At 71.4% G+C, this 14,556-nt stretch carries 17 protein-coding genes; 4 read left to right on the top strand and 13 right to left on the bottom strand.

Annotated features, from left to right (window positions below):
* Positions 1 to 113 precede the first annotated feature (113 nt).
* The 10 genes from F8A92_RS16860 to hrcA all read right to left on the bottom strand — a co-directional run bounded on the left by F8A92_RS16860 (position 114) and on the right by hrcA (position 9,024).
* Positions 114 to 881 carry an isoprenyl transferase gene (locus tag F8A92_RS16860; RefSeq protein WP_153506342.1) on the bottom strand — a complete coding sequence of 256 codons (768 nt, stop codon included), beginning with the start codon at positions 879 to 881 and terminating at the stop codon, positions 114 to 116.
* The gene (recO, locus tag F8A92_RS16855) at positions 878 to 1,678 is read right to left on the bottom strand and encodes a DNA repair protein RecO (RefSeq protein ID WP_153506341.1); all 801 of its coding nucleotides are present in this window, start codon (positions 1,676 to 1,678) and stop codon (positions 878 to 880) included. Before recO ends, F8A92_RS16860 begins: the two co-directional genes overlap by 4 nt.
* A gap of 17 nt (positions 1,679 to 1,695) precedes the next feature.
* Positions 1,696 to 2,154: a hypothetical protein gene (locus tag F8A92_RS16850; RefSeq protein WP_153506340.1), complete on the bottom strand. Its 459-nt coding sequence runs from the start codon at positions 2,152 to 2,154 to the stop codon at positions 1,696 to 1,698.
* Positions 2,154 to 3,065, bottom strand: coding sequence for a GTPase Era (gene era, locus F8A92_RS16845; protein WP_153506339.1), 912 nt, complete (start codon positions 3,063 to 3,065; stop codon positions 2,154 to 2,156). The genes F8A92_RS16850 and era overlap by 1 nt, the downstream gene beginning before the upstream one ends.
* The gene (locus F8A92_RS16840) at positions 3,062 to 4,393 is read right to left on the bottom strand and encodes a hemolysin family protein (protein WP_153506338.1); all 1,332 of its coding nucleotides are present in this window, start codon (positions 4,391 to 4,393) and stop codon (positions 3,062 to 3,064) included. The genes era and F8A92_RS16840 overlap by 4 nt, the downstream gene beginning before the upstream one ends.
* Positions 4,386 to 4,883, bottom strand: a complete 498-nt coding sequence (ybeY, locus tag F8A92_RS16835) for an rRNA maturation RNase YbeY (RefSeq protein ID WP_153506337.1) — start codon at positions 4,881 to 4,883, stop codon at positions 4,386 to 4,388. The genes F8A92_RS16840 and ybeY overlap by 8 nt, the downstream gene beginning before the upstream one ends.
* Complete coding sequence (locus F8A92_RS16830; RefSeq protein ID WP_228389527.1) at positions 4,880 to 5,887, bottom strand: PhoH family protein; 1,008 nt, start codon at positions 5,885 to 5,887, stop codon at positions 4,880 to 4,882. The genes ybeY and F8A92_RS16830 overlap by 4 nt, the downstream gene beginning before the upstream one ends.
* 117 nt (positions 5,888 to 6,004) lie before the next feature.
* Complete coding sequence (locus tag F8A92_RS16825; RefSeq protein WP_153506336.1) at positions 6,005 to 6,775, bottom strand: 16S rRNA (uracil(1498)-N(3))-methyltransferase; 771 nt, start codon at positions 6,773 to 6,775, stop codon at positions 6,005 to 6,007.
* On the bottom strand, positions 6,775 to 7,920 hold the full coding sequence (gene dnaJ / locus F8A92_RS16820; protein WP_153506335.1) for a molecular chaperone DnaJ: 1,146 nt from the start codon (positions 7,918 to 7,920) through the stop codon (positions 6,775 to 6,777). The genes F8A92_RS16825 and dnaJ overlap by 1 nt, the downstream gene beginning before the upstream one ends.
* 36 nt (positions 7,921 to 7,956) lie before the next feature.
* Positions 7,957 to 9,024 (bottom strand): heat-inducible transcriptional repressor HrcA, encoded by a 1,068-nt coding sequence (hrcA, locus tag F8A92_RS16815; RefSeq protein WP_228389526.1) that lies wholly within the window; start codon positions 9,022 to 9,024, stop codon positions 7,957 to 7,959.
* Positions 9,025 to 9,037: 13 nt separating this feature from the next.
* Here hrcA and F8A92_RS16810 point away from each other — a divergent pair, with 13 nt between their 5' ends.
* Entirely contained in the window at positions 9,038 to 9,445 is a 408-nt protein-coding gene (locus tag F8A92_RS16810; protein WP_456064334.1) for a type II toxin-antitoxin system VapB family antitoxin, read from the top strand.
* Here the strand turns inward: F8A92_RS16810 and hemW are convergent.
* The 3 genes from hemW to F8A92_RS16795 are packed head-to-tail and all read right to left on the bottom strand — an operon-like array spanning position 9,442 to position 11,518.
* Positions 9,442 to 10,680 (bottom strand): radical SAM family heme chaperone HemW, encoded by a 1,239-nt coding sequence (gene hemW / locus F8A92_RS16805; protein ID WP_153506334.1) that lies wholly within the window; start codon positions 10,678 to 10,680, stop codon positions 9,442 to 9,444. The two genes, F8A92_RS16810 and hemW, sit on opposite strands and share 4 nt — an antisense overlap.
* Positions 10,668 to 11,000, bottom strand: coding sequence for a barstar family protein (locus tag F8A92_RS16800; protein ID WP_194291556.1), 333 nt, complete (start codon positions 10,998 to 11,000; stop codon positions 10,668 to 10,670). Before F8A92_RS16800 ends, hemW begins: the two co-directional genes overlap by 13 nt.
* Positions 10,997 to 11,518, bottom strand: a complete 522-nt coding sequence (locus F8A92_RS16795) for a ribonuclease domain-containing protein (RefSeq protein ID WP_228389525.1) — start codon at positions 11,516 to 11,518, stop codon at positions 10,997 to 10,999. The genes F8A92_RS16800 and F8A92_RS16795 overlap by 4 nt, the downstream gene beginning before the upstream one ends.
* A 169-nt stretch (positions 11,519 to 11,687) precedes the next feature.
* Between F8A92_RS16795 and F8A92_RS16790 the strand changes: the two genes are divergently transcribed.
* The 3 genes from F8A92_RS16790 (at position 11,688) to F8A92_RS16780 (ending at position 14,438) form a co-directional block, all read left to right on the top strand.
* Positions 11,688 to 12,089: a hypothetical protein gene (locus F8A92_RS16790; RefSeq protein WP_153506333.1), complete on the top strand. Its 402-nt coding sequence runs from the start codon at positions 11,688 to 11,690 to the stop codon at positions 12,087 to 12,089.
* Between the two features lie 52 nt (positions 12,090 to 12,141).
* Entirely contained in the window at positions 12,142 to 13,107 is a 966-nt protein-coding gene (locus F8A92_RS16785; protein WP_153506332.1) for a zinc-binding dehydrogenase, read from the top strand.
* Between the two features lie 65 nt (positions 13,108 to 13,172).
* The gene (locus F8A92_RS16780) at positions 13,173 to 14,438 is read left to right on the top strand and encodes an amidohydrolase (protein WP_153506331.1); all 1,266 of its coding nucleotides are present in this window, start codon (positions 13,173 to 13,175) and stop codon (positions 14,436 to 14,438) included.
* Positions 14,439 to 14,556: the final 118 nt, after the last annotated feature.

Genomic DNA, 14,556 nt, shown 5'->3' with positions numbered 1-14,556 from the left:
CCCGATAATGCTTCTGGCCCATACGCCAGCCCCTCCAGATCGACAACATGTCTCACCAGAGGCTGGCGCATAGGGACTGCGCCCGAAGTGGCAACAACACAACCGGCGTCGCGTCAGGCGCTGCCGAAGCGGCGCTCGCGGCCGGCGTACTCCAGGCAGGCGTCCCACAGGTCCAGGCGGTCGAAGTCCGGCCACAGCCGGTCGACGAACATCATCTCGGCGTACGCCGACTGCCAGAGCAGGAAGTTGCTGGTCCGCTGCTCGCCGGACGAGCGCAGGAACAGGTCGACGTCCGGCATGTCCGGCTCGTCGAGGTAGCGCGCGAACACCCGCTCGGTGATCTTGTCCGGGTCGACCTTGCCGGCGCGGACATCGCGGGCGAGCGCGGCCGCCGCGTCGGTGATCTCGGCGCGCCCTCCGTAGTTGACGCACATCGTGAGGGTGCACACGTCGTTGTCGCGGGTGAGGTCCTCGGCGATCTCGAGCTCGTTGATCACCGAGCGCCACAGCCGCGGGCGGCGGCCGGCCCAGCGGACCCGCACGCCGAGCTCGTTCATCTCGTCGCGGCGGCGGCGGATCACGTCCCGGTTGAACCCCATGAGGAACCGCACCTCATCGGGTGAGCGCTTCCAGTTCTCGGTCGAGAAGGCGTACGCCGAGATCCATTTCACGCCGACCTCGATGGCGCCCTCGACGACGTCGAACAGCGACGACTCCCCCGCCTCGTGGCCCTTGGTGCGGGGCAGGCCGCGCGACTTCGCCCAGCGGCCGTTGCCGTCCATCACGATCGCGACGTGCCGCGGCACCTGGTCCGGCGGGATGTCGGGGGCTACCGCGCCGGAGGGATGCGGGGTCGGCCGGCGGCGCGGCGGCGTGCTCATGAAGGCAGCTCGCTGAGCAGGTCCGGGTCGAGGGCGGCGTACGGCGAGGCGGCCAGCGGCGCCGGCTGGTCGCGCTCGACCAGCGGCAGCGAGCGCAGCGCTCGTTCCAGGTGCCACTGCAGATGCGCGGCGAGCACGCCGCTGGACTCGCGGTGCACGCGGCGCTCCGCGGCCAGGGCGGTGCTCCAGTCGCCCTGCAGCAGCGCGGCGAGGTGGGCCGGTGTCTCGGCCTGGATGGTGACGGCGCGCGGGACGGCGCACTCGGTGCACGTCGTGCCGCCGGACTCGACGGAGTACCGGCGGTGCGGTCCGGGCCGCCCGCAGCGCGCGCACTCGGCGAGCGCCGGCTCCCAGCCCGCGACCGTCATCGCCCGGATCAGGAACGCATCGAGCACCAGCTGAGCGGGCTTCTCCTTCTCCGACAGCGAGCGAAGCGCGCCGACGACGAGCAGGTACAGCCGCAGCGAGGCGGCGCCCTCCTCGCCCGCGAGCCGTTCGGCGGACTCCAGGATGGCCTGCATCGTGGTGTAGCGGGGGTAGTCGTCGACGACGAGCGCCCCGAACGGGTGCAGGCTCTCCGCCTGCGTCACGATGCCCAGCGAGCGTCCGACGTACAGCTGCACGTCGACGTGGCTGCCCGGCTCGAGCCGCGCACCGAACTTGGAGGCGGTGCGGCGGACCCCCTTGGCGACCGCGCGCACGATGCCGCCGCGCCGCGTCAGCAGCGTGACGATGCGGTCGGCCTCGCCGAGCTTGTGCAGCCGCAGGACGACGCCTTCGTCGCGAACGGTGGTCATCAGCAGGATTCTCCCACTCAGGCGCCGGCTTCGCGCGGAAGGTGCTGCGCGATCCGCGCCCGCGCCTCGGTCGCGCCGTCGCGGTAGGCCTGCTTGCCCGCGCCGTTGTACACCAGCAGCTCGCGGACGTGCCCGTCGGTGAACGAGATCCGGATGCCGGGGTAGGTCTGCACCCGCACGCGCAGCTGCTTCTCGACGACCGCGCCCACCTCCGACCACGGCCACGAGTCCCGCGAGCCGGTGCGGGTCTCGGCGATGGCGAGCCCCTCGTCGCTGACGACGAGCAGCCGCTTGGTCGCGGACGTCGTCGGGTCGAGGCAGGTGGCCGTCCACGCGTTGCTGGGCAGGGTGGCGCCGATGCGGTCACGGCGCGAGCGTTCGCGCCGTGCCATCCAGACGGCGATCCCGAGCAGGACGGCGAGCACGATCAGCGTGTAGACGCCGGGCTGCACGGCGGAGGAGGTGGCGGCGAGCATCAGAACCCCAGCCGATGCAGCTTCTTGGGGTCGCGTTGCCACTCGCTGAGCACGCTCACGTGCAGGTGCAGGTAGATCCGCATCCCGAGCCGCTGCTCGATCTGCCGGCGCGCCTCGGTGCCGATCTTCTTGATCCGCGAGCCCCGCGGGCCCAGGATGATCGGCTTCTGGCTCGACCGCTCGACGTACAGGAACGCGTGCACGTCGACGATGTCGGAGTCCTCGCGCGGCAGCATCTCCTCGACGGCGCACGCGATCGAGTGCGGCAGCTCGTCGCGCACCTCCGAGAGGGCCGCCTCCCGGATGAACTCCGCGATCAGGGTCTCGGTGCTCTCGTCGGTCGGCTCGTCGTCGAGGAACAGCCGCGGGCCCTCCGGCAGCTGCTTCTCGATCAGCTCGAGCAGCAGGTCGGTCTGCACGCCCTCGGTGGCGGACGTCGGGACGATGTCGGCGAACTCGCGGCCGAGCTCCTCCTGCAGTCCCTGGACCGCCAGGAGCGCCTCCATGATCCGCTTGGAGGACGCCGTGTCCGTCTTGGTCACGATGCCGATGACGGGAGCCTTGGTGTTCTCGCGCAGCATCCGTGCGATGAACCGGTCGCCGGGGCCGATCTTCTCACCGGCGGGCAGGCAGAACCCGATGACGTCGACCTCGGACAGCGTGGCGGTGACGACGTCGTTGAGCCGTTCGCCGAGCAGCGTCCGCGGCCGGTGCAGCCCCGGCGTGTCGACGATGATCACCTGCGCGGCGGGCCGGTTCACGATGCCGCGGACCGCGTGCCGCGTGGTCTGCGGCTTGTCGCTGGTGATCGCGACCTTCTGGCCGACGAGCGCGTTCGTGAGCGTCGACTTGCCGGCGTTGGGCCGTCCGACGAAGCTGACGAAGCCGCTGCGGTGCTCGGGCTCGCTCATCGGGCCTCCTCCACGGTCGGTTGGTGGTCGTCGCCGGTCTCGGACGGCTGCTCCGGCACGTCCCGGGTGACCAGCACCGACGAGATGCGGTTGCGCCGCCCGACGGTGTCCTCGGCCTCGAGCCGCAGCCCGGCGACGTGCACGACGGCGCCGGGGATCGGCACGACGCCGAGCTGCTGCGCCATCAGGCCACCGATGGTCTCGATGTCGTCGTTGATGTCGATGTCGACGCCGAACTTCTCGGCGAGGTCCTCGACGGTGACCCGGGACTGCATGCGCACCGCGCCGTCGGGCAGGTCGACGATCGGCGCGACCTCGTTCATGTCGTACTCGTCGGCGATCTCACCCACGATCTCCTCGAGGATGTCCTCGATGGTCACCAGTCCCGCTGTGCCGCCGTACTCGTCGACGACGATCGCCATGTGGGTGCGGTTGATCTGCATCTCGCGCAGCAGGTCGTCGACCGGCTTGGACTCCGGGACGAACGACGCGCCGCGCATGACCTCCGAGACGCGTGCCTGCCGAGCGGCGTCGGCGTTGGCGCCCTGCGTGCGGCGCACGAGATCCTTGAGGTAGACCACGCCGGTGATGTCGTCGACGTTCTCGCCGACGACCGGGATCCGGGAGAAGCCGCTGCGCAGCGCGAGGGCCAGCGCCTGGCCGACCGACTTCGTGCCCTCGATCCACACGACGTCCGGGCGCGGCACCATCACCTCGCGCACGATCGTGTCGCCGAGCTCGAACACGGCGTGCACCATCTCGCGTTCCTCGTGCTCGACGACGCCGCGCTGCTCGGCGAGGTCGACGAGCTCGCGCAGCTCGACCTCGGTGGCGAACGGGCCCTCGCGGAAGCCCTTGCCGGGGGTGATCGCGTTGCCGATCAGGATCAGCAGGCTGGCGATGGGCCCGAGGATCACGCCCAGGGTGCGCACGAGCGCCGCGGTCGGCAGGGCGATGGTGTAGGCGTGCTGCCGGCCCAGGGTGCGCGGCCCGACGCCGATGAGCACGTAGCTGATCACGACCATCCCGGCGGCCGCGGCGAGCACCTGGATCCACGTCTCGTCGACGTAGTTGGTGATCACGACGGTGACCATGACGACGGCCGTCATCTCGCACATCAGGCGCAGCAGCAGCAGCAGGTTGGTGTGCCGCGGGAGGTCGTCGACGACCACCGCCAGCGCCCGGGCGCCGCGCTTGCCGTCCTTGACCAGCTCGGTGACGCGCGCCTTGCTGACGCGCAGCAGCGAGGCGTCGATCATCGCGAACAGACCGGCGAGCACCACGAGCACGAACGCGATGATCGCCAGGGTGATATCGGTACTAGCCACGGCTGCGTTCGGTCTCCTGGCGCCATCTCTTCAGCAGCGAGGCCTGCAGCCCGAACATCTCGCGTTCTTCCTCGGGCTCCATGTGGTCGTAGCCGAGCAGGTGCAGGATCCCGTGCGTGGTCAGCATGTGCAGCTCGTCCTCGAACGAGTGCCCCGCGGCCGCGGCCTGGGAGATGGCGACCGCCGGGCACAGCACGATGTCGCCGAGCAGTGCCGGGTCGTCGTCGTCCTCGTCGGTGGAGTCGGCCGGGCTCACGCCCGGGCGGCCGGCCGGGGCCAGCTCGTCCATCGGGAAGGCCAGGACATCGGTCGGTCCCTCCTCGCCCATCCAGCGCTCGTTGAGCGAGGCCATGTGCGGGACGTCGACGATCAGCACCGACAGCTCCGCCTGCGGGTTGATGCCGAGCTCGCCGAGCACGAACGTGGCGATGGCCGACAGCCGCACCTCGCCGACCGGGATCGACGACTCGTTGGTGATCTCGACGCTCATGCGTGGCGCCGGGTGCGGTCGTCGCGCGGCTGGCGGGAGTCGAAGCGGGCGTAGGCGTCGACGATGTCGCCGACCAGCCGGTGCCGCACGACGTCCTGGCTGGTGAGCTCGCAGAAGGTGATGTCGTCGACCCCGTCGAGGATGTCGCGCACGATCCGCAGGCCCGACGGCTGGCCGCCGGGAAGGTCGATCTGCGTGGTGTCGCCGGTGACCACGATCTTGGCGCCGAAGCCCAGCCGGGTGAGGAACATCTTCATCTGCTCGGCGGTGGTGTTCTGCGCCTCGTCGAGGATGATGAACGCGTCGTTGAGGGTGCGCCCGCGCATGTAGGCCAGCGGTGCGACCTCGATGGTCCCCGCCTCCATCAGCCGCGGGATGGACTCCGGGTCGAGCATGTCGTGCAGCGCGTCGTACAGCGGTCGCAGGTAAGGATCGATCTTCTCCGACAGGGTGCCCGGCAGGAAGCCGAGCCGCTCCCCCGCCTCGACGGCGGGGCGGGTCAGGATGATGCGGTTGACCTGCTTGGTCTGCAGCGCCTGCACGGCCTTCGCCATCGCGAGGTACGTCTTGCCGGTGCCGGCGGGGCCGATCCCGAACACGATGGTGTGCGCGTCGATGGCGTCGACGTACTGCTTCTGGCCGATCGTCTTGGGGCGGATGGACCGGCCGCGGCGGCTCAGGATGTTCATGCTCAGCACGTCGGCGGGCCGCTGGCGGGAGTCCTGGCGCATGATGCCGATGCTGCGGCGGACGACGTCGGCGCTCAGCTCGTGGCCGGAGTCCAGCAGGGCGAGCAGCTCGTCGAACACCCGCTGCGTGAAGGCGACCTCGCCCGGCTGCCCGCTCAGGGTGATCGCGTTGCCGCGGACGTCGATCTGCGCGGACACCGCCGATTCGATCAGCCGGAGGTACTCGTCGCGCACTCCGAGCAGCGCGACCATCGGTGTGCTCGAGGGGATGTCGAATGTGGTGTTGACGGTGGAGCTGTCCTGGTTGCTCGACACTATTGGTCCGGCCTGGCCTTTCATCGGGGCGCGGCGCCGGGGGGGGCCGCTACAGCGAGTTTAGTGTTGTCCGGCGGCTCGCACCACGGCAAAGACCGCGAGCGGGCCGCTCGCGGGTCAGCTCCAGCGCGCGGTGCGCGAGGCGACCCAGGTCGCGGCGACGACGCCGGCGGTCGACGTGCGCAGCACCTCGGGGCCCAGCCGGACGCTGGTCGCGCCGGCGGCCTCGAGCGCGGCGATCTCGTCGGTAGTGATGCCGCCCTCCGGGCCGACCACGAGCAGCACCTCGGCCGCCTCGGCCAGCCGGGCCGGCGCGACCGCCTCGGCGATCGGCGCCGATGTGGACTCGTGCAGCACGAGCGCGAGCCGCCCGGCGGTGCGCTCGCCGACCAGCCTGGCCAGACCCGCCGTGTCGACGGCGTCCGCGATCACCGGGACGCGGGCGCGGCGGCTCTGCTTCGCCGCCTCGCGGGCGGTCGCGGACCACTTCGCGCGGCCCTTCTCGGCCTTCGCCGCGTCGGCCCACCGTGCGACGCACGTGGCGGACTGCCAGGGGATGATCTCGTCGACACCGGCCTCCGTCATGAGCTCGACCGCGAGCGCGCCGCGATCGCCCTTCGGCAGCGCCTGGGCGACGAGGATGCGCGGCGCCGGCTCGGGCTCGGCGCCGCGTCGCAGGATGCGGGCGGTCAGCGATCTGCCCTCCAGCGAGAGGACCTCGCAGTCGGCGTACCTTCCATACGTGTCGGCGATGCGCAGCTGCTCGCCGACGCGCGTGCGGCGCACGCGGACGGCGTGGGCGCCGTCGTCACCGGTGAGCTGCACCAGGTCGCCCTGCTCGGGCAGCGGCCCGAAGAAGACCGGCAGGTACGCCGAGGCGCGGGCCATCAGCGACCGTGGAACGCGTCACGCATGCGGCTGAACAGCCCGCCGGCCGGGTTGGCCTTGGTCGACGCCTCGCCCTCCTCGCCGCGCATCCGCGCGAGGTCGGTCAGCAGCTTGGTCTGCTCGGCGTCGAGCCTGGTCGGGGTGCGCACCTCCAGGTGCACGACGAGGTCGCCGCGCACGGAGGACCGCAGCCGCGGCACGCCCTTGCCGCGCACGGTCATCTTGTCGCCGGACTGGGTACCGGCCTTGATCTCGAGGTCCTCGACCGACTCGTCGAGGTTCGTCAGCTCCAGGGAGGTGCCCAGCGCCGCCGAGGTCATCGGCAGCGTGACGCGGCAGTGCAGGTCGTCGCCGTCGCGGGTGAAGATGTCGTGCGGCAGCTCGTGCACCTCGATGTACAGGTCGCCCGCGGGTCCGCCGCCGGGGCCGACCTCGCCCTGGCCGGCGAGCCGGATCCGCATGCCGTCCTCGACGCCGGCCGGGATCTTCGCCGACACCGTGCGCCGGGCGCGCACGCGGCCGTCCCCGCCGCACTTGGCGCACGGCGACGGGATGATCGTTCCGGTGCCGCGGCACGCGTGGCACTCGCGCGAGACCATCATCTGCCCGAGCAGCGTGCGCTGGACGGCCTGGATCTCGCCGCGGCCGCCGCAGGTGCCGCACTCCGCGATGGTGGTGCCGGGGCTGGTGCCCTGGCCCTCGCACGAGTCGCAGACGATGGCGGTCTCGACGGCGAACTCCTTGTGGACGCCGAACGCCGTCTCCTCGAGGGTCAGCTCGACCGGCAGCAGCGCGTCGGCACCGGGGCGCACCCGGCTCTTGCGCTGCCGCCCGCCCCCGGCGCCGCCGCCGAAGAACGCGTCCATGATGTCGCTGAACCCGCCGAACCCCGCGTTCCCGAACCCTGCCCCGGCGCCGCCGCGGCCCTGGTCATAGGGGTCGCCACCGAGGTCGACGATGCGCCGCTTCTCCGGGTCGGTCAGCACCTCGTACGCGCGGGAGACCTCCCGGAAGCGCTCCTTGGCCTCCGGCGACGGGTTGACGTCGGGGTGGTAGTCGCGGGCGAGCTTGCGATACGCCTTCTTGATCTCTGCGGGCGAGGCGTTCTTGTCGACGCCCAGCGCGGCGAAGTAGTCCGTTGGCACGGTGCTCCAGTCGTGTGAAGGGGAAGGTCCGCGGGGTCAACCGCTGTGGATGAGCCGGCTGACGTAACGGGCAACGGTCATGACGGCGCCGATGTTTCCGGCGTAGTCCATGCGCGTCGGTCCGACGACGCCGAGACCGCCGAGCCGGTTGGCGTCCGCGCCGTACGACGTCGCGACGACCGAGGTGGCGCGCAGCCCCGGCGTCGGGTTCTCCTGGCCGATCGACACCCGGACGCCCGACGGGATGGACGCCTCGTCGATCAGCTTCAGCAGCACGACGTGCTCCTCCAGCGCCTCGAGCACCTCGCCGAGGCTGGAGTGGAAGTCGGCCGTGTGCCGGGTCAGGTTGGCCGCGCCGCCGACCAGGATCCGGCCGTCTGCGGGCTCGACGAGCGCATCGATCAGCAGCGTGCACACGATCGCCATCGCCGGGCGCAGCGACGCCCGCACATCGTCGGGGAGCTCCTCGACGAGGTCGGCGGCGGCCGCGAGCGGCTTGCCGCCGAGCGACTGGTTGACCTCGGTGCGCAGGTCGGCGACGTCCTCGGCGCTGAGCATCGCGGGCAGGTCCGCGATGCGCTGCTCGACCCGGCCGGAGTCGGTGATGAGCACGACCATGATCTTGGTGTCCGAGACCGGGACGAGCTCGATGTGCCGGACCGCCGAGCGCGACAGGCTCGGGTAGCTGATGACGGCGGCCTGCCGGGTCAGCTGCGACAGCAGCCGGACGCTGCGGCGCAGCACGTCGTCCAGATCGACCGCCCCGGAGATGAACCGCTCGATCGCGCGGCGCTCGGCCGGGGACATCTGCCGCAGCTCGTCGAGCCGGTCGACGAACAGCCGGTAGCCCTTGTCGGTGGGGATGCGTCCGGCGCTCGTGTGCGGGTGGGTGATGTAGCCCTCGTCCTCGAGGGCGGCCATGTCGTTGCGCACCGTCGCGGCGGACACGCCGAGGTTGTGCCGCTCGACGATCGCCCGGCTGCCCACCGGCTCGTTGGTGGAGACGAAGTCCTCGACGACGGCACGCAGTACTTCGAGGCGTCGCTCTTCGGCCGACATCGTCACCTCCTGCTCGTCCTGGCACTCTCCGGTCGGGAGTGCCAATGATCAAGTTTACGTGTCGCTTGCCGATCGGGTGGTGCCCTGGTGCCGGCCCACGCCTAGACTCGGGCGGAATCTCGAGGGCGACGGACGGCGGCAGAACGTGATCTTCAAGGCGGTCGGTGACGCTCGGCCCTACCCCGAGCACGGGTTCAGCTCGCGCGACTGGGCGAAGATCCCGCCGCGCCAGGTGCGCCTCGACGATCTGGTCACCACCAAGCGGGAGCTGGCGCTCGATGCGCTGCTGGACGACCACAGCACGTTCTACGGCGATCTGTTCTCACACGTCGTGCGGTGGCGCGGCGAGCTGTACCTCGAGGACGGGCTGCACCGCGCGCTGCGGGCGGCGCTGCACCAGCGCACCGCCGTCCACGCTCGGGTCCTGGATCTGGACGGCGCGCCGGCGCGCCAGGGCGGTCGCTAGTCGACCAGGTCCCGGATGACGGCGTCCGCGAGCAGCCGCCCCCGCAGCGTCAGCACCACCCGACCGGCGTCGAGCTCGGCGCCGTCCAACAGCCCGTACGTGGCCATCTGCGCCGCCTCGGCGCGGGCCCGGGCGCCCAGCTCGCCGACCGGCAGGCCGTCGCGCATGCGGACGCCGAGCATGATCCGCTCCATCGCGCTCTGCTGCGCGGTGAGCGTCTCGCGGCCGTGCGCGGGGCTGAGCCCCTCGTTCATGCGGGCAGCGTACGCAGCGGGGTGCTTGACGTTCCACCACCGCACGCCGCCGACGTGGCTGTGTGCGCCGGGTCCGGCACCCCACCAGCCGGCGCCGCTCCAGTACAGCTCGTTGTGCCGGCACCGCGCGTCGTCGCCGCGTGCCCAGTTCGACACCTCGTACCACTGGAACCCTGCCGCCGAGAGCACCTGGTCGGCCGCCTCGTACCGGTCGGCGTGCACGTCGTCGTCCGGCTCGGGGATCTCGCCGCGGGCGATCCTGCGGGCCAGGGCGGTGCCCTCCTCGACGATGAGCGCGTACGCCGAAACGTGGTCGACCGGCGATTCCAGGACCGCGGCGAGGCTGTCCGCCCAGTCATCGTCGCTCTCCCCCGGAGCTCCGTAGATGAGATCGAGGTTGACGTGCTCGAACCCCGCCTCGCGCGCCTCGAACGCCGCGGCCACGGCACGGCCCGGCGAGTGCACGCGGTCGAGGACCTGCAGCACGTGCGGTGCAGCGGACTGCATGCCCAGCGACACGCGGGTGAAGCCGCCGTCGCGCAGCTGCGCGAAGTGCTGGGGCGACACCGATTCGGGGTTCGCCTCCGTCGTGATCTCGGCGTCCGGCGCGAGCCCGAACTCCGCCTTGATCTCGGCGACGATCGAGACAAGGTCGCGCGCCGGCAGCAGGCTGGGGGTGCCGCCACCGAAGAACACCGTGCTCACCGGCAGGTCGCGCTCGCCGAGCACGCGGCGCGCCAGCCGCACCTCGGCGCGGACCAGGTCGGCGTAGCTCTCGCGGCTGACGATCGCCGAGCCGTCCCGCGCGGTGAGCTCGCGGGCGGTGTAGGTGTTGAAGTCGCAGTACCCGCAGCGCGTCGCGCAGAACGGGACGTGCACGTAGAAGCCGAACGGGGCGTGACCGGCGCGGTCGAGGGCCGCGGCGTCCAGCCGGCCGTCCAGGGGCACGACGTCCGTGGACTCGAGGGCTACCGAAGGCATTCGAGGGCCTCCACGTCGCGCGGCAGCCGGGTCGCCAGGATCGTCGCCACCGCCCGGTACGTCGCCCGGTCGGCGCGGGCCAGCGAGGCGGCGCCGTCCCACACGATGGTCGCCGGCGTCCGCAGCCGGGCGTCGCGCAGGCTGTCGGCCAGCGCGTCGAGGTTGTGGCCGAAGTAGGCCGGGAAGGACAGCGCGCGAGCGAACGAGTCGAGCAGCTCGGCCTTCGTTGCGCCGCTGACGACGTACGGCGTGCGGCCGGCGCGCCGCAGCCGGGCGAGCGTGACGTCGACCGGCTCGTCGGGGCCGACGGTGGCGATCACGTGCCCTCCTTCACGACTGAGAACGATGCGTAGTGGTCGTCGGTCCAGTACACCTCGCCGCCGTTGCCGGTGACGAACCGGTGCGCGCCCCGGGTGTGCTCGCCGGACATCTGCACGGTGTACTCGTGGTAGTAGCCGGACGTCCGCTTCGGCAGGATGCCCTCGAAGTTGCCGAAGACGTCGCCGTCCTGCTCGAACTCGAAGGGGCCGCCCGCGCGGATCGCACTCAGCACCTGCTTGGCCTCCGGGGGCAGCGCCGACTCGGTGACGTACGGAAGCCCGCTGGCCTGGTCGGTGCCTGCCGCGACGTCGGTGGCCGTCGCGACGCCGGCGCGTTGTGCGCCGTCGCTGCCGGCCGAGTCGCCGGTACCCCGCAGGTACACCCAGGCGACGACCGCGACCAGCATGAGCAGCAGGGCCGCCCATCGCGGCCGCTCCGAGACGAGCCGGGTGACCGCGCCGGTGATGTGCGGGGGACGGCGCCGCGGCGCGGGGACGGGAGGGCGGCGGCGGGTCACGTGGCGGGGACCTTCTCGATCAGGCACTCGCCGGGGCGGCGAGCGAGGCAGCCTTCGATTCTAGGGAGTGCGGGCGCCGAGGTGGCGTTCGCGGCCGGGAACATCGGCGCGCGCCCATCCGTAGTACTGGGGGAACACCTTCCGTTACAGCCGCAGAGGCAGGGACGACATGGAACGCCAGCAGCACAGCAAGCCGACGGTGATCGACGAGGACGGCAAGCCGTTCATCGACGCTGGTCTGCCGGGCGGCGGCATGCCGGACGGCAGCATGCCCGGAGGGGGCCTGCCCGGCCCCGGCTTCCCCATGGGCGCGCCGATCCCCGAGCGGCTGCTGAACCGCAAGGGCAAGCTGTCGCTGGCCAGGCTGCTGGGCTGGAAGGGCATCGCGATCCTGGTGCTCGTCGTCGCGGGGCTCATCGCGCTGGCCGCGGCGAGCGCGATGGTGATGCTCTTCGTGCTGCCGGTCCTGCTGCTGCTCGGCGTCGTCGGCGCCGTGACGGCCCGGGTCCGCGGCCACCGGCGTCCGCCAGGCGGCGCCCGGGGACCGCAGATCGTCGTCGTGCGGCGCTGACCGGGCAACCCTGGGCCGGATCGCCGGCCCGGGTGCTGCGTAGTATCCGAATATGTTCTCTGTCTTCGTATCTGCCCCGAATACCGACGACCCGCTGGCCGCGCTCGAGCTCGGCGATCGACCCGAGCCGGAGGCCGCCGACGGCTGGACGCGCGTGCAGGTCAAGGCCGCGTCGCTCAACCACCATGACGTCTGGTCGCTGAAGGGCCAGGGCCTGCCCGCCGACCGGATGCCGATGATCCTCGGCACCGACGCCGCCGGCGTCGACGAGGACGGCAACGAGGTCCTCATCCACTCCGTCATCTCCTCCCCCGGCTGGACCGGGGACGAGACCTACGACCCGAAGCGCTCGCTGCTGTCGGAGGTCCACCAGGGCACCTTCGCCGAGTACGTCTCGGTGCCCAAGCAGAACCTGGTGGCCAAGCCGGCCGAGCTGTCGTTCGAGGAGGCCTCGTGCCTGCCGACCGCGTGGCTCACGGCGTACCGCATGCTGACCAAGGATTCGGGCCTGAAGCCGGGTGACACGGTGCTCATCCAGGGCGCCTCCGGCGGCGTGGCCTCGGCCGCGACCGCGCTCGCGAAGACCATGGGCCTGCAGGTGTGGGTGACCGGACGCTCCGAGGAGAAGCGCCAAGGCGCGCTGGAGAACGGCGCGCACCAGGTGTTCGAGTCCGGCGCCCGGCTCCCGGGCAAGGTGGACGCCGTCCTCGAAACCGTCGGCGAGGCGACCTGGTCGCACTCGCTGCGCTCGCTGCGCCCCGGCGGCACCATCGTGTGCTGCGGTGCGACGAGCGGGTTCAACCCGCCGGCGGACCTCGCCCGGGTGTTCTTCCTGCAGATGCGCATCATCGGATCCACGATGGGCGACCGCACCGAGCTGGCCGCGCTGCTGAACCTGCTGAAGACCACCGGGCTGCGTCCCACGATCGACAAGACGCTGCCGCTGAAGGAGGCCAAGGAAGGCTTCCAGGCCATGGTCGACGGCAACACCAACGGCAAGATCGTCTTCACCGTCTAGCAGCACCCGAGGGGCTCCGATGCAGACCCGCATCGGAGCCCTCGGCATCTCACCAGGAGGAACGCGTGACCAGCGCACTCGAGAAGATCCTGGCCGCCCAGCCGTCGATCACCGACTGGCAGGACGACCTGTACATCCACTTCCACCGCAACCCCGAGCTGAGCTTCGTCGAGCACCAGACGCACGACCGGATCGCCGAGGAGCTCGACAGGCTCGACGGCGTCGAGGTGGTCCGCCACATCGGCGAGACGGGGCTGGTCGGCATCGTGCGCAACGGTGACGGCCCGACGGTCCTGATGCGCGCGGACATCGACGCGCTCCCGGTGCGCGAGCTCACCGGGCTGGAGTACGCGAGCACCGTCGTCGGGGTCTCCTCGGACGGCGAGACGTCGCCGGTCATGCACGCCTGCGGCCACGACATCCACATCAGCTCGCTGCTCGGCGCCACCCGGCTGCTCACCGAGCACACCGACGCCTGGTCCGGCACCTTCCTCGCGCTGTTCCAGCCGGCCGAGGAGCGCGCGACCGGCGCCGAGAAGATGGTCGACGACGGCCTGGTCGACCGCATCCCGAAGCCCGACGTCGCGTTCTCGCAGCACGTGATGCCGCAGGCGGCCGGGGACATCCACGCCAACATCGGCCCCGCGATGTCGGCGGCCGACTCGATGAAGATCACCCTGTTCGGCCGCGGCGGGCACGGCAGCATGCCGCAGACCACCGTCGATCCCGCCGTCCTCGCCTCGCTGGTCGTGCTGCGCCTGCAGACGATCGTCGCTCGCGAGCTCGCGCCGCACGACTTCGGCGTCGTCACGGTCGGCAAGATGGTGGTCGGCTCGAAGGTGAACATCATCAGCGACCGCGCCGAGCTGCACGTCAACGTGCGCTCGTTCAACGAGCAGACCCGCGCGCACATCCTCGAGGCGATCGAGCGGATGGTGAACGCCGAGTGCGAGGCCTCGGGCTCACCGCAGCCGCCGACCTTCGAGTACTACGACCAGTTCCCGCTGACCGACAACGACGAGGACGTGACGACCCGGGTGCGCTCGGCGTTCGCCGACGCCTTCGGCGACCGGTTCATCGAGGCGACGCCGTCGTCCGGCAGCGAGGACTTCGGCGCGATCCCCAACGCGTTCGGCGTTCCCTACTGCTACTGGATGGTCGGCGGCTCCGACCGCGAGGCGTTCGCCGACGCCAAGAAGCGCGGCGTGATCGCCAAGGAGATCCCGGGCAACCACTCGCCGTTCTTCGCCCCGGTCATGCACCCGACCCTCGACGCGGCGACCAAGGCGATCCTCGTGGTCGCGACCGAGTGGATGCCGCCGGCCGGCTGACCCACCGCCGTTCTGCGGGGCAGCCGGTGACGCTATCGGCCCTTGGGTTCTAGGGGTCGTTGCAACGCCTTTGATCAGGAGGACGTTGCAGGTGGGTACGTATCAGCGATTTGGTCGC

The organism is Cumulibacter manganitolerans, assembly GCF_009602465.1.
Taxonomy (GTDB): domain Bacteria; phylum Actinomycetota; class Actinomycetes; order Mycobacteriales; family Antricoccaceae; genus Cumulibacter; species Cumulibacter manganitolerans.
Note: the sequence above shows the minus strand (reverse complement) of the source record. Positions and strands in the feature narration are given on the sequence as shown.